The organism is Nocardiopsis sp. NPDC058789, from assembly GCF_042745575.1.
Lineage (GTDB): Bacteria > Actinomycetota > Actinomycetes > Streptosporangiales > Streptosporangiaceae > Nocardiopsis > Nocardiopsis eucommiae.
Map to the genome: position 1 here is coordinate 293,877 of NZ_JBHYOW010000004.1, position 19,132 is coordinate 313,008.

The 19,132-nt window shown below is 72.3% G+C and carries 6 protein-coding genes; 2 read left to right on the forward strand and 4 right to left on the reverse strand.

All coding sequences use genetic code 11. The features are described 5' to 3' along the window. Positions 1–171: 171 nt before the first annotated feature. Entirely contained in the window at positions 172–1,371 is a 1,200-nt protein-coding gene (locus ACFW3L_RS07360) for a lactonase family protein (RefSeq protein ID WP_378737634.1), read from the reverse strand. Between the two features lie 407 nt (positions 1,372–1,778). On the opposite strand from ACFW3L_RS07360, the gene ACFW3L_RS07365 reads away from it, so the two are divergent. Together ACFW3L_RS07365 and ACFW3L_RS07370 are read left to right on the forward strand one after the other, a co-directional pair. After that, positions 1,779–2,255, forward strand: a complete 477-nt coding sequence (locus ACFW3L_RS07365) for a globin domain-containing protein (protein ID WP_378737412.1) — start codon at positions 1,779–1,781, stop codon at positions 2,253–2,255. 49 nt (positions 2,256–2,304) lie between these two features. Continuing rightward, positions 2,305–2,943, forward strand: coding sequence for a pyridoxamine 5'-phosphate oxidase family protein (locus ACFW3L_RS07370; RefSeq protein WP_378737414.1), 639 nt, complete (start codon positions 2,305–2,307; stop codon positions 2,941–2,943). 35 nt (positions 2,944–2,978) lie between these two features. Here the strand turns inward: ACFW3L_RS07370 and hrpA are convergent, their stop codons facing one another. From hrpA to ACFW3L_RS07385, 3 genes are all read right to left on the reverse strand, one after another. Beyond that, positions 2,979–6,944: an ATP-dependent RNA helicase HrpA gene (gene hrpA, locus ACFW3L_RS07375; RefSeq protein WP_378737416.1), complete on the reverse strand. Its 3,966-nt coding sequence runs from the start codon at positions 6,942–6,944 to the stop codon at positions 2,979–2,981. 183 nt (positions 6,945–7,127) lie between these two features. Beyond that, positions 7,128–14,234 (reverse strand): SDR family NAD(P)-dependent oxidoreductase, encoded by a 7,107-nt coding sequence (locus ACFW3L_RS07380; RefSeq protein ID WP_378737418.1) that lies wholly within the window; start codon positions 14,232–14,234, stop codon positions 7,128–7,130. Positions 14,235–14,335: 101 nt separating this feature from the next. Then, complete coding sequence (locus ACFW3L_RS07385; protein ID WP_378737420.1) at positions 14,336–19,123, reverse strand: SDR family NAD(P)-dependent oxidoreductase; 4,788 nt, start codon at positions 19,121–19,123, stop codon at positions 14,336–14,338. Between the last annotated feature and the right edge of the window lie 9 nt (positions 19,124–19,132).

The window sequence follows — 19,132 nt, forward strand, 5'->3', positions numbered from 1 at the left end:
GGTGTCGGGAGCGGATCACCGTCCATTGTCCGTTATGCGGGGACGTGCGGCAGGAGGCGGGGCACACAGAACCCGGGCACACCTGTTGTAGGGGTTCGCCTAGGACCGGGATCACACCGGAGGCGCCGGGGCGCCGGTGGCCGGGAGGTCGCGGTGGTTCGACGCCCCCGGTCAGCCCTGGGCCTCGGCCCTGCGGATGCGTTTGATGGGGACGGGCAGCACGCAGACGGGGACCGGGACGTCCAGGCGGTGGCCGGTGTCGACGGGGACGCCCGTGTCCGGGTCGATGCGCAGCGACATCAGGGAGTCCCCGTTCTGGGCGGCAACGACCAGGTGGTCGGGCTGCCCGTTGTGTCCCCGGACCACGGTGAAGTGGCGGGGCCAGGCGCCCACGGGGGTGTCTGCCAGGTGCTCCAGGCGGGCGCCCTCGTCACGGACGGCGAAGGTCGAGACCGCGTCCGCGCCACGGTTGGAGACGTAGACGCGCCCCTCGTAGGTGGTGGTCATCGGGAGGGCGTCGCCGTCCGCGATCTCGCGGCCCTCGACCTTGAGGCGGTGGAGCGCGATCTCGGCCGGGAAGTTGTCCGGCAAGGGGTCGCCCACGGCGGGGACGGACCCCAGGTGCTCCCCCGTGCCGTTGCGGGGGTTCCAGCGCACGACGTGTACGCGCGAGTCCAGTTCCCCGGTGACGTACACGTGGCGGCCGTTGACGGCCATGTGCCGGGGACCCGTGCCGGAGGGCAGCCGGACGGTGCCCAGCAGGCCTTCGTCGATGTCGGGCGCCGGTCCCTGGTTCTCCTCGTTGAGCGGGGTCGCGTAGTGGTACACGCGCAGCTCGTCCGTGCCGAGGTCGGCGGCGAGCAGGTAGCGCAGCCGGGGGTCGTGCGCGTCGAGGACCACGGCGGTGCTGTGCGCGTGGGGCCCGTCCTGGCGGTCGGTGACCGGGCCGCGCCCCCGGTGCGCGAGTTCGCGGCGGGGTTCGGTGGGTGCGCCGTCCTCACCGGTGGGCTGGAGGGTCACCACGCCGTTGGCGTAGTTGGCCACCGCGACCCGTTCGGGGCCCAGGTAGCGGACGTGGCAGGGCGAGCCCCCGCCGGTGGGCACGGAGCCGAGCTCGGTGAGGGTGGCGTCCCCGTGCACCCGGAACGCGGTGAGCGCACCCTCGGCCCTCTCGTTGACCGCGTACACCGTGGGCGGGTCCGGGCGGAACGCGAGGAAGGAGGGTCCCGTGGTGCGGGCGGCGACGCCGTCCGGGGTCAGCTCGCCGGTCTCGGGGTCGAACCAGACCCGCTGGATGCCCTCGCCCTTTCCGGGCGGGTCGGAGTCGGGGGTGTAGGTCCCCACGAGCAGGAGCCGTCGTGGTGTGTCCACAGGGTGCCTCGTTTCCGTCGCCTCGGGCAGGATCGTGGTCCAGACCACGGCCGGAATGCTACCGCCCCCTTCGTCGGTGGGGAAGGACGCGTGAGGTGGGCTCCGGCCAGGCCCGCCCACTGGTTACCAAGAGAAACCTCTGACTCACGTAGCCCTTCTGTTACAGTTCCTCCACAACAGCCCGATTAACGGTGGTCAGGTCCCCCTCACACCGACCTGTCCCGTTCATCTCCGGGTTCCGGGCCTCGGATCGACGAGGCCGCGAACGGATACCGTATCGGCGCTGCACCCGCGGGATCGAGTGATTCCCCGCGGACGAAGACCACCGCCAGAGGAACCCGGCCCTCGGTTCACGGGTCCCCCATCGCGTTCCGTGGTTCCCCGCTCACCCGACGTCTGGATTCGTCTTGACCCATCGCTCACTGTCCGAAGTTCCGTTGCCCGACCAGGAGATCATCGAACTGGTACGTCAGTCCTGTGTGGACATCCCCGAGGGCTCCACACGCCTGGCCAGGTCCTTCTACGAGAACCTGTTCATGATGGTCCCCGAGGTGCGGAGCATGTTCTCGGAGGACATCAAGCCCCAGCAGCAGCGCATGGCGGACGCCCTGCTGTCCGTGGTGCGGTACCTGGACAGCCCGGACGACGTGGCCCGCTACCTGCAACGTCTGGGGCGTCAGCACCGCGACGAGCTGGGGGTGCTGCCCGAGCACTACCCGCACGTCGGACGCGCCCTGGTCCGCGCCGTCAGCGAGGTCTCCCCCACCTGGTCGTCCTCGATGAGTTCGGCCTGGGTGCTCGTCTACCAGTGGATCACCGCGAACATGATCGCCGGGGCCGAACAGGCCTCCCAGCCCGCGCACGCGTCCCACCGGCGACGCTGACGCGGGCACCGTTCCCCTCCTCCTCTCACCCCCGTCGAAAGCCTCGTTCATGACTCAGAGCCAGCAGGACCGTACGCCCGGGACCGACGGAGAGCGCCACGTGCAGGCGGTCATGGGCACCGCCGAACGGGCCGAACGCTTCTACAACGACCAGATGCTGGACCACCTGAACCCGCTCATGAAGGAGTTCATCTCCCGCCAGGAGATGCTGTTCATCGCCACGGCGGACGCCCGGGGCGAGTGCGACTCCAGCTTCCGGGCCGGGCCCCCCGGGTTCGTCCACGTCATCGACGACCGGACCCTGGCCTACCCCGAGTACCGGGGTAACGGCGTGTTCGCCAGCGCGGGCAACATCCTGGAGAACCCGCACATCGGGCTGATGTTCCTCGACTTCGAGCGGGAGCGGATCGGCCTGCACGTGAACGGCCGGGTGAAGATCATGGAGGACGAGACCCTGCGCCCGCACGTCCCGGGCCTGCCCCTGGCACGGGTGCCGGGGCAGCGCGCGCAGATGTGGATGATGGTGCAGGTCGAGGAGGCCTACATCCACTGCCGCAAGCACATCCCGCACCTGCGGCGGGTCGGCGCGGAGGAGTCCTGGGGCACCGACGACGCCCTGCGCAAGGGCGGCGACTTCTTCGAGGCGAAGGCCGGAAGGCACGCCGCCGCCGGACCCGGCCCCCGGTAGGGATCGGGGGCGGCCCGTGCGGGCCGCCCCCTGGCCTAGGGCCGCTTCGACGCTTCCTTGACGGCCTCGATCGCCTTCATGATGCGTTTGTCCGAGACCGGGTAGGCGGTCCGCAGCTCCTGGGCGAAGAGGCTGACGCGGTACTCCTCCAGCATCCAGCGCAGCTCCTCCACGTCCGGGTCGTCGGCCCGGCCCGCGGGAAGCGCCCCGCGGACCTTCGCCACGGCCTGGCGCATCTGTTCGACCTTGGACATGTTGACCTGGTCACGGCGCGGGTTCTCGGGGAGCTTGCCCAGCCGGTACTCGACGCCGCGCAGGTACCGGTGCACGTCGTCCAGGCGGCCCAGCCCCGCACGGGTGACGAACCCGTCGCCCACGAGGTCGCCCAGCTGTCCCTGGACGTCGTTGAGCGAGGGCAGGACCGCCAGGGACGTGGTGCCCTTCACCTTCTTGCTGACCTTGCGCCACAGGACGAGGACGCGGGCGGTCCGGTCCAGGATCTCCGCGAGGGTGTCACCCAGGTCCGCGCGCACCCGGTCGGAGAGCCGGGCGAAGTCGTCGGCGTTCCACACCGGCCCGCCCTCGCGGGTGAGCAGGTGGTCGACGGCGGCGGCCTCGGCGTCCTCCAGCATCCTGCGGATCGACCCGTGCGGGTTGTCCGCCAGAGCGAGCTTGTCCGGGTTGTTCAGGCCCTTGCTGACCGCCGTCGCCGGGGACGGGATGGTGAGCATGAGCAGGCGCCGGGTGCCCGCGCGCATGGCCGCGCGCTGCTCGGGGCGCGTGTCGAAGATGCGGATCGCGACGCTCTCGCCCTCGTCGACCAGCGCGGGATACCCCTTCACCTTGGGGCCCAGGGCCTTGCGTTCCAGGGTCTGTTCCAGCGGCCCGAAGTCCCAGGAGGTGATCCCCTTCTTCTCCACGCCCTTGGCCTCGGTGGCGATCGCCTCGCGCAGACGCGGCTTGAGCTTGGCGCGGAGCTGTTCGAGGTCCTTGGACTCGGCCAGGGTGCGTTTCCGGTCGTCCACGGCGCGGAAGGTGATCCGCAGGTGGTCCGGGACCCGGTCCAGCTGGAAGTCCTCCGGGCGGACCCGCTCTCCGTGCGCCATCACGGTGAGCTCGGCGGCCAGCGCCTCGGTGAGGGAACCCTCGTAGGGGGTGACCCCGGCCCGGGCCCGGGCCGCGTGGTCCGGGACGGGCACGAAGTTGCGGCGCAGGGGCTTGGGCAGCGAACGGATCATCGCGGTGATGAGCTCGTCGCGCAGGCCGGGGATCTGCCAGTCGAAGCCGGTGTTCTCCACCTGGTTGAGAAACTTCACCGGGACGTGCGCGGTGACGCCGTCCGAGTCGCTCCCGGGCTCGAACTGGTAGGTGAGCGGGAAGACGAACGCGCCCTGGCGCCACACGTCCGGGTAGTCGTCCTCGCTGACGCCCTCCACCCCGTCGTTGATGAGCTCCTCACGGGTGAAGTCGAGGAGCGCGGGCTCGGTGCGCCGGGCCTTCTTCCACCACGAGTCGAAGTGGGCGGCGGAGACGGCGGAGTCGGCCACGCGGCGGTCGTAGAAGTCGAACAGCGTGTCGTCGTCCACCACGATGTCGCGGCGACGGGCCCGGTGCTCCAGGTCCTCGACCTCGTCGAGCAGCCTGCGGTTGTCGTGGAAGAACTGGTGCCGGGTCTCCCAGTCGCCCTCGACGAGGGCACGGCGGATGAACAGCTCACGGGAGAGCTCGGGGTCGATCCTCCCGTAGGAGACCTTGCGCTGGACGACGATGGGCACCCCGTAGAGGGTGACCCGCTCGTAGGCCATGACGGCGCCGCGCTTGCGCTCCCAGTGCGGTTCGCTGTAGCCGCGCTTGACGATGTCGACGCCGAGCTCCTCGGCCCACTCCGGCTCGATCCTGGCGACCATGCGCCCCCACAGCTTGGAGGTCTCCACCAGTTCGCCGACCATCACGAAGCGGGGCTGCTTCTTGAACAGCGCGGAGCCGGGGAAGATCGCGAACCGCGCCCCCCGGCCGCCCAGGTACTCGTGCTTGTCGGGGTCCTTGAGACCGACGTGCGAGAGCAGGCCGGCCAGCAGTGACATGTGCACGGAGCGCGGGTCGGCGGCCTCCTCGCGCAGCGGTGGGACCTCGATGTCCATCGTGCGCAGGACCTGCTTGAGCTGCCCGTGGATGTCCTGCCACTCGCGCACGCGCAGGTAGTTGAGGAACTCCTCGCGGCACATGCGGCGGAACTGGTTGCCGGACAGCTCCTGCTGCTTGTCGCGCAGGTGGTTCCACAGGTTCAGGAAGGCGAGGAAGTCCGATTCCTTGTCGGTGAACCGGGCGTGCGCCTGCTGGGCCTGCTGCTGCTTCTCGGTGGGGCGCTCGCGGGGGTCCTGGATCGACAGGGCCGAGGTGATGACCATGACCTCGGCCAGGCAGTCGCGCTTCTCGGCCTCCAGGACCATGCGGCCCAGACGGGGGTCGATGGGCAGCTGGGCGAGGCGGCGGCCGATCGCGGTCAGGCGGCGCTGGCGGTTCGGTTCGTCCCTGGACTCGGGCTGGAGGGCGCCCAGCTCGGCCAGCAGGTTGACGCCGTCCTTGATCTGCCGGTGGTCGGGGCCGTCCACGAACGGGAAGGCGGCGACGTCGCCCAGGCCCAGCGCGGCCATCTGGAGGATGACGGAGGCGAGGTTGGTGCGCAGGATCTCGGGGTCGGTGTACTCCGGGCGGGAGAGAAAGTCCTCTTCGGAGTAGAGCCGGATGCAGATGCCGTCGGAGACACGGCCGCAGCGGCCCTTGCGCTGGTTGGCGGAGGCCTGCGAGACCGCCTCGATGGGCAGGCGCTGCACCTTGGTCCGGTGGGAGTACCGGGAGATCCGCGCGGTGCCGGGGTCGATGACGTACTTGATGCCGGGGACCGTCAGCGAGGTCTCGGCGACGTTGGTGGCCAGCACGACGCGGCGGCCGCCGTGCCGGGACCAGACGCGTTTCTGTTCGCCGACCGAGAGCCGGGCGTAGAGGGGCAGGACCTCCAGGCCGCGGATTTTCTTCTTCTCCAGGGCCTCGGCGGTGTCGCGGATCTCGCGCTCTCCGCTGAGGAAGACCAGGACGTCCCCGGGGTCCTCGTTGGAGAGTTCGTCGACGGCGTCCAGGATGGCCTGGGTCTGGTCCTTGTCGGTGCCCGGCCCGGGGTTCTTCTCTTCCGGGTCGAGGATGTCCTCGGAGATGGGCCGGTAGCGGACCTCGACCGGGTAGGTGCGCCCGGAGACCTCGACGATGGGCGCGTCGTCGAAGTGGCGGGAGAACCGTTCGGGGTCGATGGTCGCGGAGGTGATGACGACCTTCAGGTCCGGCCGCTTGGGCAGGAGCTGTTTGAGGTAGCCGAGCAGGAAGTCGATGTTGAGGCTGCGCTCGTGCGCCTCGTCGATGATGAGCGTGTCGTACTGCCGCAGCATGCGGTCGTGCTGGATCTCCGCGAGCAGGATGCCGTCGGTCATCAGCTTGACCAGCGTGCTGTCGTTGGAGGAGTCGGTGAACCGGACCTTGTAGCCGACCGTCTCGCCCAGGGGTGTGCCGATCTCGTCCGCGATGCGCTCCGCGACGGTGCGGGCGGCCAGGCGGCGGGGCTGGGTGTGGCCCACGGTGCCCATGACGCCGCGCCCCAGCTCCAGGCAGATCTTCGGGAGCTGGGTGGTCTTCCCGGAGCCGGTCTCCCCGGCGACGATCACGACCTGGTTGTCGCGGATGGCCTCCGCGATGTCCTCGCGCCGGGCGCTGACCGGCAGGTCCTCGGGGTAGCTGAGCTCGGGGACGGCCTCGCGGCGCAGCCCCACCCGGAGTTCGGCGCGGTCGATGTCGCCCGAGATCTGGGCGGTCACCGAGGCGCGACGGCGCTCGTCACGGATTCTGGCCAGACCGTCGATACGGCGACGCAGCCGGTGCCGGTCGGCGGGCATGAGGTCGCGCAACCGGGAACGGAGCTGGTCCGTGGCGGGCGCGGGCGTGGTGGTGCTCATCAGTACTCAAGGTTAGGAGGGCTGGCAACCGGTTTTCCCGGCGGGCACGGATCGGGACGGCACGTGCCCGTGCCGAAGCGGACGTCCCGGGCGCGCCTCAGGGGCAACGCCCGGGATGTCGGAGTTGTTCCGGAGCGGGTGCCCACACCGGACGTGCGGCCACCCGGGGTCCGCGACTCCGGGTCAGTCCGTGGCACCGCCCTCCGAGACGACTCGTCCGACGGCCTCCGCGGTGTGGGGCGCCCACTCCTCCATCATGGTGAAGTGGTCGCCCGGCACCTCGACCCTGACGTGCCCGGTCGGCCAGCCCCAGCCCAGTCCGAGCTTGGCACCGGAGGCGGTGACCACCGCCTCCGTGGGCCGCACCTGAACCGTCGTACCCCGCCACTCCGAGGGGCGCCACCCGGAGAACAGGTCGAGGTAGGCCCCCATCGCGGTGAGCCGGGGGGTGTCCAGGAGCTCGAACTGGTGGGCCCGATCGGTCACGAACTCCGACACCATGGGCAGGAGTTCGTCGTCCCCGGGCACCACCGAGTCGAGCAGGACTACCTTCTCCGGAGCCCTCCCCCGGCTCGCGAGACGTTCCGCCACGGCGTGCGCCGTCCATCCGCCGGAGGACCGTCCGACCAGGACGAACGGGCGCCCCTCGGCGACGGTGAGCACCTGGTCGGCCTGGGTCCGCACGAAGGTGTCCAGATCGGCGGGGAGGTCCTCGCCCTCCAGGTAGCCCGGAGCGGAGACCACATGGACGCGGCGGCGTCCCTGCCAGCGACTGGCGAACCGCGCGAACTCGTGCGGGCCCGAGGTCATCACCAGAGACGGGTGGCAGATCAGGACGGGTTCCTCGGGGCCGGTGGCCAGGGTGGTGGTGGCGGGGGGAGAGTCACCGGTGAAGACCGTCCGGGTGCGCGAGGCGGCCAGGGCGAGTCCGACGGCTTCCTTCGGTCGGTGTCGCACACAGGCGTCCGTGAACAGACCCACCAGACTGTCCCTGGCACTCGTGTCCCGGGGCGTGTGACCCAGCCTCTCCCGATCCGGGACGAGGTCCCCCCCGTCGACCGGTTCGCCCATCTCCTGGTCCAGGTACCGTGCCAGGACCTCCGGGTTGCTGTGCTGGAACACGAGGGTGACCGGCAGGGGCAGACCGGTGAGGTCCTGGAGGTGGTTGCGCAGCTCCACCGAGGTCAGCGAGTCGAAACCGGACTCCGGGAACTCCTGCCGCGCGCCGTACTCGCGGTAGCCCAGGATCTCCGCTGCCCGTTCCCTGATCCTGCGCGTGATCAGTGCCCGGCGCTCGGGTCCGGGCGACGCCGCGGCCAACGGTGCGGTGTCCGGCCCCGTTCGGTCGGGTGTGCGGACCAGCCCGCGCATCAGGGCCGGAACGGGCCCCTGGGTGACCGCCCGGGCACGGAGTCCGACCAGGTCGAGGGGTGAGGGCACCAGGTGGGGACGGTTCGTCGCCATGGCGGCGTCGAGGAGGGCACACCCCTCCCGGTCACCGATCCCCTCGACACCCCAGGTGCGGGCCATCCGGTTCGCGCTGACCTCGTTCATCTCCGCGAACTCCCGCGTCTCCACCAGCCAGCGCCCCCACGCCAGGGACTGCGCGGGCAGGCCCCGCTCCCTCCGGTACTCGGCGAGCGCGTCCAGATACGCGTTGGCGGCCGAGTAGGCGGCCTGGCCCGCGCTGCCCAGCACTCCGGCCGCCGAGGAGAACAGGACGAAGGCGTCCAGGTCGAGGTCGGCGGTGAGACGGTGCAGGTTCCAGGCGCCCGCGACCTTGGGAGCCAGCACCCGGTCGAGGGCCTGCTCGGTCAGACCAGTGAAGGTGGAGTCGTCGAGCACGGCCGCCGTGTGCACGACGGCGGTGATCGGAGCGTCGTCGAGAAGCAGCCGCAGTTGCTGCTCGTCGGTGACGTCACAGGCCTCGACACGCACGTTCGCCCCGAGACCGGTGAGCTCGGCGACGAGTTCGTCGGCGCCCGGGGCCTCCCGGCCCCGGCGGCTGACGAGGAGCAGGTTCTCGACACCGTGCCGGAGCACCAGGTGCCGGGCGACCAAGGCGCCGAGACGTCCCATGGCGCCGGTGACCAGGACGGTCCCCCCGGGCCGGAAGCGGGTCGACAGCTCCAATACCGCCTTGCCGACGTTGTGGCCGCGTTGCATGACCTGGAACGCCTCCGGTGCCTCCTCGATCGGGTACCGGGTGAGGGGCCCACGGGTCAGGGTGCCGTCCACCAACAGGGGAAGGAGTGCCGCGAAGGCCCGCTGGATGCGCTCCGGCCCCACCTCCATGACGTTGAAGTGCAGGTAGGTGACGTCCTCGGGAACGTCGTCCCTGCCCAGCAGCTCGTTGTGCCCCAGTTCCACGAACCGGCCGCCCTCCGAGAGCAGGCGGAGGGAGGCGGTGATCGCGTCACCCGTGAGCGAGTTCAGGACCACGTCCACGCCTCCGGCGGCCGCGCGGAAGCGCTCCTCGAAACCGGGTTCGCGCGAGTGGGCGATCTCGTCGTCGGTCAGCCCCGAGGATCTGAGCAGGTCCCACTTCCCGGGGCTGGCCGTCGCGAGCACGCGAGCTCCCAGGTGCCGGGCCAGGCCGAGTGCCGCCTGGCCGACGCCCCCGGCGGCGGAGTGGACGAGCACGGTCTCCCCCGCCCGGAGCTTCACCTCGTCGACGAGCACGAGGTAGGCGGTCAGGTAGACGGCGGGGACGGCGGCCGCCTCCGCGTGGTCCCAACTCTCCGGAACCCTGGCCAGGTACCGGTGGTCGGCCACCGCCAGGGGACCGAAGGCCCCGGGGAAGAGCCCCATCACGCGGTCACCCGGCCTCAGGTCCCTGACCCCGGATCCGGTCTCCAGCACCACACCGGACCCCTCGTTGCCGATGTCACCCGGCTCCGGGGTCATGCCCACGGTCATCAGGACGTCACGGAAGTTCAGTCCGGCGGCGCGGACCGACACCCGCACCTCGTGAGGGGCCAGAGGGCGGTCGGGCACGGGAACGTAGGTGAGCCCGTCAACGACGCCCCGCCCGTCGGCGTCCAGACGCCAGCCGGGACTACGGGCGGGCGGGTGGGAACCCTCGTCGGCCTTGGTGAGGCTACGCGCCAGGCGCGGTGCGTGGAGGCGGCCGCCCCGGGCCGCCAGACGAGGTTCTCCCGTGGCCAGGGCGGCCCGGACCAGATCGACGTCGGCCCGATCGGCGTCCAACAACAGGAAACGCCCCGGGTTCTCGGTCTCCGCGGTGGCGACGAGTCCCCACAGCGCCGCTCCGGACGGATCCATCGACGGCTCGGTGTCCCCGGGCAGGCGCACGGCGCCGCGGGTGAGCACGACGAACCTCGTGGTCGTGTAGCGCTCGTCCTCGACCCAGCCGCGCAGGGAGGCCGTCCCGAGCAACCGCTCGTGTGTCCTCTCGGGGGCGGCGCCCCCTGTGCGCCCCTCGTCGACGACCACCACGGCGGGCGCCTCGTCCCCGTCCTCGGGGCGACGGTCGATGCCCAGAGCGGCACCGCCGGACACGGCCCAGGTTCCGGGGTCGGCGGTCACGGCCGCATCAGGTGCGCTGACCTCCTCCCACTCCAGGTGGAAGAGGGCGTCCCGGTCCGCGCGGACCGCCGACGCCGCTTCCCGGACCGTGAGGGAATCGACGCTGAGGACGGGGGCGCCCTCGGGGTCGACGACCAGGACCTCGTAGGTGTCGTCACCGGTCCGGGTGAGCTGTACCCGCACCCGTTCGGGGGCGCGGTCCCCGTAGCGCCGGACCCCGCCCCACTCGAAGGGCATGAGCAGCCGGGACGCGTCCGAGCCCGTCTCTTGCAGGAGCAGTGACTGGAGCCCGGAGTCCAACAGAACCGGGTGCGGTCCGGTCAGGGCGGCGGCGTCGGCGGGCAGGGCGTCCGGGCCGACCTCCGCCCAGGTACGGGAACCGAGGGTTCGAACCTCGCGCAGGCCCCGGAAGGAGGGGCCGTACTGGAGGCCCAGGGCTTCGAAGAGCGGGTAGACGGCGGAGAGCGCGAGTTCGCTCGCCTCGGCGCCCGGGGGGACCAGCACGGGGGCGGGCGTCCTGGTCGCGGGGCCCAGGAGACCCTCGGCGTGCGAGGTCCACGTCCGACCGTCAGCCGAGGACAGGAGTTGGAACGCCCGGGTGCCGCGCAGTTCGGACGGCTCGACGACGACCTGGATCGGGAGACCAGGCCCGTCGGGGTCCAGTTCCAGTGGATGGGTGAGGGTGAGTTCGACGATCTCGGGCCGGTCGCACAGCCGCCCGACCCGGAGGAGCAGCTCCACCGTGGCGGTTCCGGGCAGGATCGCTCGGCCGGAGACCGTGTGCTCGGACAGCCAGGGGACGCGCCCGCTGTCCAGCCGACCGGTGAAGAGGGTCTGTCCGGTCGTACCGATCGTGGTCCAGGCACCGATCAGGGGGTGGTCGACGGAGCTGAGGCCCATCGCCGCGGGGTCGTCCGAGAGCGCGGACTCCCTCAACCAGTACCCGCGACGCTGGAAGGGGTAGGTGGGCAGGTCGACGTGGCCGCCGCCCCCGCCCAGAACGCGCCCCCAGTCGACCTCCACCCCCTGGCAGTGGGCCTCGGCGAGGGCGGCGAGGAACCGGTCTCCGGGGTCCTGGTCCCTCTGCAGGGTGTGGACGAGGGGGCGGTCTCCGGCTCCGACGGACTCCAGGGTCTCGCGCATCGGCACGGACAGCACCGGATGCGGCCCCACCTCGACGAAAGCCCCGCTGGCCTCGGCCAGACGACGCACCACCGGTTCCAGGAGCACTCCGTGGCGAAGGTTCCGGTACCAGTAGTCGGCGTCGAGCGAGGTTCCGTCCAGGGGTGACGCCGGGGGCTCGTCCCCCGCCCGCCACAGCGGCCCGGGGGCGACGGTGGAGTGGAAGGGCACGGTACCCCGCCGAGGCGTGATCTCGGCCAGTGCGGACCGCACCTCCTCCTCGACACGGTCGATGGCGAAGGAATGGGACGCGTAGTCGATCGGAAGCCGACGGACGAAGGTCCCCTCCGCCTCCCGGGCCGCGACGAAGGCGTCCACCGCCTCGGCGGTACCGGCGACCGTGCACGTCGTGGGGCCGTTGATCCCGGAGAGGACCAGTCGGTCCTGCCTTCCGTCGAGGAGGCTCGCGACGACGTCCGGGGCGAGCCCCACCACCGCGATGCCGCCCTCACCCGCGACCTTCGCCAGCGCACGGCTGCGAGCGACGACCACCCGGGCGCCGTCCTCGATCGACAGGATCCCGGCCACGCACGCGGCCGCCACCTCGCCCTGGGAGTGGCCGACCACGGCGGCGGGTTCGACCCCGGCGGCGCGCCACATCCGGGCCAGGGAGACCAGGAACGCCCAGACGGCGGGTTGCAGGACGTCGGCGGCGGCGCCCTTCCCCGTGAACGTCGGCGCCCCGGGCTCCTCGCGCAGGACGGCGGACAACGACCAGTCGACCAGGGGGGCCAGGGCGCGCTCGCACTCGGCCACGGAGGCCGCGAAGACCGGTGAGTCGGCCATGAGGTCCCGGCCCATGCCCGCCCACTGACCTCCCTGGCCGGGAAACACGAAGACCGGTCGCGCCGCGCGACCGGACCGCCGAGCCACACCGGTGACCGTGCCCTCCGCGACCTCTCCGTCGGCCAGGGCGCGCAGCCCCCGCTCGAGCGACTCCGGTCCGCCGACGACGACCGCGCGTTCGGCGAACCGCGCGCGCGTCGTGGCCAGGGAGCGAGCGATGCTCTCCGGTGACGGGGCGTCACCGGCGACGCCGGTGAACCGAGCGGCGAGGCGCGCGGCCTGGTCCCGGAGCGCGGACTCGTCGCGCGCGGACAGCAGCCACGCGGTCCTCCCTTCGACCAGCGGCCGCGCGGCCGCTGTCTCAGGGGGGACGGTCTCGTCGGTCCCGGAGACGGGGGCCGGGGCCTCCTCCAGGACGAGGTGGACGTTGGTCCCACTGATACCGAAGGCCGACACCCCCGCGCGGCGCACGCGATCCCCCCGCGGCCAGTCCCGTGCCTCGGCCAGCGGCCGGACCCCGCCGGAGGCCCAGTCGACCAGAGACGTGGGCTGGTCGGCGTGGAGGGTCCTCGGCAGCCGTTCCCGGTTCAGGGCCAGCACCATCTTGACGACGCCGACCGCCCCCGCGGCCCCCTGGGTGTGTCCCACGTTCGACTTGACCGACCCCAGCCACAGGGGCTCGCCGCCGGTCCGGGCACCGAACACCTCCAGGAGGGCGTCGGACTCGATCGGGTCGCCCAGTTCGGTCCCGGTGCCGTGGGCCTCCACCGCGTCGATGTCGTCGGGCCCCACTCCGGCGTCGGAGAGCGCCGCGCGGATCACGCGGCTCTGCGCGGGGCCGCTCGGCGCGGTCAGTCCGCTGGAGGCGCCGTCCTGGTTGACCGCGCCGCCCCGGATGACCGCCAGGACGGGGTGACCGTGGCGTTCGGCGTCCGAGAGCCGTTCCAGTACGAGCGAGGCGGCCCCCTCCGCGAACCCGGTTCCGTCGGCCCCGTCGCCGAAGGCCCTGCACCGCCCGTCACGGGAGAGCACTCCCTGCTTGGCGGACTCCAGGAAGAGGGACGGACCGGACATCACGGTCGCGCCTCCGGCCAGGGCCAGCGTGCACTCGCCCTGACGCAGGGAGCGCACGGCGAGCAGGACGGAGGCCAACGAGGAGGAACAGGCCGTGTCCACCGTCAACGCCGGGCCGCGAAGACCCAGCGTGTAGGCGATCCGACCCGAGGCCACGCTCGCGGCGGTGCCGGTCATCAGGTAGCCCTCGGCTCCCTCGGGGGTGGGGACCCGGCCCGAGGTCGTGACCCGGGCGTAGTCGGTGGTGCTGATCCCCGTGAAGACACCCGTGCTGGACTCGGCCAGAGAGTGGGGATCGATCCCCGCACGTTCCAGGGACTCCCACGTCACCTCCAGCATGAGCCGCTGCTGCGGATCCATCGCCTCGGCCTCACGTGGGGAGACACCGAAGAAGGCGGCGTCGAACCCGGCCACGTCCCGGATGAATCCGCCTCCCGAGGACATACCGGGGCGCCCCCGCAGATCCTCGATGTCCCAGCCCCGGTCCTCGGGCAGGTCGCCGATGGCGTCGGCTTCCCGGTCCAACAGGTCCCAGAGCCCCTCGGGTCCGTCCACCCCTCCGGGCAGGCGGCACCCCATGCCCACCACGGCGATGGGCTCGGAGTCGCGCTCACGGCGTCGGTCGAGTTCCGCTCGGGTGCGGCGAAGGTCCGCCGTGACTCGTTTGAGGTAGTCGAGAACCTGTGCGTCGTCAGTCATGGTGGGGCCTTGCCGATTCGCGTCGCGGCGCTGGTGCCGGAATGGTCTGTGGTGGGTGGGGTCCGTCATCGGCCGTCCTCTGTGGCCGGGAACTGGCGGGCTCAGTCGGCCAGGGTCTCGTCGATGAGCGCGAAGAGCTCCTCTCGCGAGGTCGCCGCCACCGCGGAGCCGTCGGCGTCCCGCCCCGCCCGGTCCGCCGCCACCGGTTCCAGGCGCCCCAGCAGGGCGCGGAGTCGTTCCGCGACACGTGAACCGTCGGTCTCCTCGTACTCGTCGAGCGCGGCCGCGAGGCCGTCGAGGCGCTCCAGGACGATCTGCTCCGCGCTGCCGAACACTCGTTCCTCGAGGTGACGGCCGAGCGCGTCACAGGTGGGGTGGTCGAAGGCGACGGCCGGGGAGAGGCGGGCTCCGGTCAGCGCGGTGAGCCGGTTGCGCAGCTCCACGGCGGTGACCGAGTCCATGCCCAGGTCCTTCAGTCCACGGTCCACCGGAACCACGTCGCCGGAGCCGTACCCGAGGACGGCCGCGACGTGGTGGCACACCTGATCGGTGAGCGCACGTACGCGGTCGGCGCGCCCGGCCCCGGCCAGTCGGGCCCTCAGATCCCCGAGCGGCTCGGACGCGGACCCGGCGCCCGGTCCGCGGGCGGGTGCGACGGTGCCGCCGGAGGCACTCGGGGCGACCTCGGTGATCAACGCGCTGGGACGGTTCGCGGTGAAGGCCGGTCGGAAGCGCGGCCAGTCGATGTCGGCGACGGCCAACGCCGTGAGGTCGTGGTCCAGGACCCGGCGCAGCCCCTCCACCGCCGGGGAGGGCTTCATGGTGGGCAGTCCGTGCCTGCGCAGGAGCCCGGCCACGGCCTCCCGACCGGCCATCCCCGCACCTTCCCAGGCTCCCCACGCGATCGATGTCGCGGGCAGACCCAGGGACCTGCGGTGGTGGGCGAGGGACTCACAGAAGACGTTCGCGGGCGCGTAGTTGCCCTGCCCGCTCACGCCGAAGACCGCTCCCACCGAGGAGAACATGACGAACGCGGACAGATCATGCCCTTGCGAGAGCTCGTGCAGATGCACGGCTCCATCCGCCTTCGCGCGCAGGACACGGGCGATGCCCTCCGGATCGAGATCGGCCACGGGGGCGTCGTCGAGTTCCGCCGCCGTATGGAAGACCGCTGTCAGGGGCAGGTGCGCCGGTACGGCGTCCAGCGCCTCGGCGAGCCGCGCGCGGTCGCCGACGTCACAGGCGAGCAGGGTGACCTCGGCGCCGGCCGCGCGAAGTTCGGCGGTGAGCTCCTCGGCCCCGGGAGCGTCAGGACCCCTGCGGCTGAGCAACAGGAGGTGCTTCGCGCCCTGTTCGGCGAGCCACCGTGCGGTGTGCGCGCCGAGACCACCGGTCCCCCCGGTGACCAGCACGGTGCCGACGGGCCGCCACTCGCGCGCGCCGTCAGTGTCGACGGTCACACGCGCGAGCCTCCTGGCAAGCACCCTGGACCCGTGCACCGCGAGTTGGTCCTCGCCGAAGGCGGCCTGGCCGCTCAGGACCGAGGCCAGCGCGTCCCCGCTGTGGGAGTCCTCCGGATCGGGGAGGTCGACCAGACCGCCCCAGCGATCAGTGTGTTCCTGGGCCGCCACGCGGCCGAAGCCCCACAGCAGCGCGGCGGCGGGGTCGCTCACACCCCGGCCGCTCTCGACGGCACCGCTGGTCAGGCACCACAGCGGCGCCGCGACACCCGTGTCGAGGAGGGCCTGGAGGAGGAGAACGGCGTCCCGGTGGGCGGGTGCGGCGGACGGAGGGCGGACCACTCCGGGGCCAGCGCCCACGGAGGTGGCCAACAGGACTCCGGCGACGTCCCCGACACCCTCGCACGCGGCACCGACCATCGTGCTCACGGCGTGCCGATCCGCGTCGTCCGGCAGGTCGAGAACACGGACGTGGTGGCCGCGCGACTCCAGGCTCCGCACGCACTCCTTGAGGGCGGGCCCGAGCCGGGTCCCGACCAGCAGCCAGGTGCCCCCGGCCGTGGGAGAGGGGGACGCGGCCGCCTCCGGGACGGCCACCCACTCCTCGCGGTAGGTCCAGCCGTCGGGCGGAGCGAGCGACGCGTCGGCCGCACCGGTGCCCCGCTCCGGGACCGAGCCGGGGCCCGGCCGCCAGTAGCGCTGGCGTTGGAAGGCGTACGTGGGCAGGGCGACCCGCGCGGCACCCTGGTCGAACAGCGGCGCCCAGTCGAGCTCGACCCCGTGGGAGTGCGCCTGCCCGAGGGATGTCAGGAACCGGACCGGTCCGCCCTCGTCCCGGCGCAGGGTCGCCAGCGCCACGGCGTCGCGTGCCCCGGCCTCCTCCAAGGTCTCCTGGACCGCCGGAGTCAGCACCGGATGCGGCCCCACCTCGACGAACACGTCGTGCCCGGCGTCGACCAGGGCACGGGTGGCCTCGGCGAAGCGCACGGGTTCGCGCAGACCCCGGAACCAGTACTCCGCGTCCAGGGGACGGTCGTCCACGGCCGCACCGGTCACGGTGGAGTAGAAGGGGATCATCGGACGTCCGGGGGTGACGCCCGCGAGTCCCGCCGTGACACGGTCCGCCAGGACGTCCACCGCGGCGGTGTGGGAGGCGTAGTCGACGGCGATCGTCCGGGCTCGGAGACCGTCGGCCTCGCACTCCTCGACCACCCGTGCCACGGCGTCGGGCGCACCCGCCACGACCGTGTTCGTCGGGCTGTTGACCGCCGCCACGGAGACCGGACCCCGCGAGGACGCCAGGCGGTCGCGCACGGCCCGCTCAGGACTGGCGATCGAAGCCATCGCGCCGGTTCCGGCCAGGTCGAGCACGGCGGAGCTGCGCACCGCCACCACCTTCGCGGCGTCCTCCAGGGACAGGGCCCCGGCGATGTGCGCGGCGGCGACCTCCCCCTGTGAATGACCGACCACCGCGGCCGGGGTGAGTCCGTGCGCCATCCACAGGCGGGCCAGGGAGACCATGACCGCCCACAGAACGGGCTGGACGACGTCGACCCGGTCGAGGGAGGGAGCCCCCTCCCGGCGGCGCAGCACATCGGTGAGACTCCACCCGACGTGGGGTTCCAGGGCCTTCTCGCAGGCTGCGACGTGGTGGGCGAACTCGTCGGAGGAGTCGAGCAGGTCGACGGCCATGCCCTCCCACTGCCCGCCCTGCCCCGGGAAGACCAGCACGGGGCGGCGATCGGGTCGCGCCCGGCCGGTCGCCGTGCTCGCGCCCGGAGTCCCGGACTCCAGGGAGGCCAGCGCGGCCAGGAGCTCCGCTCGGTCGCGACCCACGACCACGGCCCGGTGTTCCAACGCCGATCGCGTGGTGGCCAGTGACCGGCCGACGTCGCTCGGCGCGAGATCGGGACGCTCGCTGACGTGAACGCGGAGCCGGGCCGCCTGGGCGGTGAGCGCCTCGGGGCTCCGGGCGGAGAGGGGCCAGGCGGTGGCGCCGGTCACCGACGCACCGACCACGGGAGCGGGCTCCCCCGTCGCCGTCTCGACGGCCTGCGGCTCGGGAGCCTGTTCCAGGATCAGGTGGGCGTTGGTACCGCTCATGCCGAACGAGGAGACACCGGCACGGCGCGGCCCGCCGGTGTCCTCCCACGGGCGGGACTCGTGGAGCAGCCGGACCCCGCCGTCCCAGTCCACGTGCGTGCTGGGCGTCTCCGCGTGCAGGGTGGGCGGCATGACGCCGTGGCGCAGCGCCTCGACCGTCTTGACCACCGCGGCCACCCCGGCGGCGGCCTGGGGGTGCCCGATGTTGGACTTGAGCGATCCCAACCAGAGGGGCCGCCCCTCGGGACGACCACGACCGTAGGTGTCGATGAGCGCCTGCGCCTCGATCGGGTCACCCAGCGGCGTACCGGTGCCGTGCGCCTCGACCAGGTCGACGTCGGAGGTGGTCAGTCCCGCGTCGGCCAGCGCCCGGCCGATCACGCGGGCCTGTGACGGACCGTTCGGCGCGGTGAGCCCGTTGGAGGCGCCGTCCTGGTTCACCGCTCCGCCCCGGACCACGGCCAGGACCGGGTGCCCGTGGCGGCGTGCGTCGGAGAGGCGTTCCAGGACGACCATTCCGGCGCCCTCGGAGAAGGAGGCTCCGTCGGCGCCCCCGGAGAACGCCTTGCAGCGGCCGTCGGCCGCCACCCCTCGCAGGCGGGTGAACTCGGTGAGGGTGCCGGGCCCGGACATGACCGTGGCGCCACCGGCCAGCGCGAGCGAGCAGTCGCCGTCGCGCAGGGCGCGCACGGCCAGGTGGAGGGCGACCAGGGAGGAGGAGCACGCGGTGTCCACGGTCAGCGCGGGACCGACGAGCCCCAGGCAGTAGGAGATGCGACCGGAGGCGACACTCGCGGAGATACCGGTCAGGGTGACGCCGTCCGAGGTCACCCCGTGCACCGGGGGCCCGTACTCCTGGTAGGCGAGTCCGACGTAGACCCCGGTGTCGGTACCCGCCAGGGAGGTCGGGGCGATGCCCGCGCGTTCGAGCGTCTCCCAGGCCAGTTCGAGCAGGATCCGCTGCTGGGGGTCCATCGCCTCGGCCTCACGCGGCGAGATGCCGAAGAAGGCCGGGTCGAAGTCGAAGACGTCGCGCAGGAACGAGCCCCGGTCCATGGCGAGGCGCCGTTCGTCGTCCAGACCGTCCAGCAGCCCTGGAAGGTCCCATCCCCGGTCGTCCGGCAGGGGCCCCCGGGCCTCACGCCCCTGGGAGACCATGTCCCACAGCTGTTCGGGGGTGTCGACCCCGCCCGGGAGGCGGCAGCCGGTCGCCACGATCGCGATCGGCTCGGGTTCGGACCGCTGGTCCAGCTCGGCGCGAAGACGCGAGTTCTCCTTCATCGCGCTCCGGAGAGCCGTCACCAGACGTTCGTCTTCACTGCTCAACTCAAGCCT

Bases quoted from the DNA above. Each gene is read 5' to 3' on its own strand.
- ACFW3L_RS07370 (WP_378737414.1), top strand. From the start codon at position 2,305: ATGACTCAGAGCCAGCAGGACCGTACGCCCGGGACCGACGGAGAGCGC.
- hrpA (WP_378737416.1), bottom strand. From the start codon at position 6,944: ATGAGCACCACCACGCCCGCGCCCGCCACGGACCAGCTCCGTTCCCGG.
- ACFW3L_RS07380 (WP_378737418.1), bottom strand. From the start codon at position 14,234: ATGACTGACGACGCACAGGTTCTCGACTACCTCAAACGAGTCACGGCG.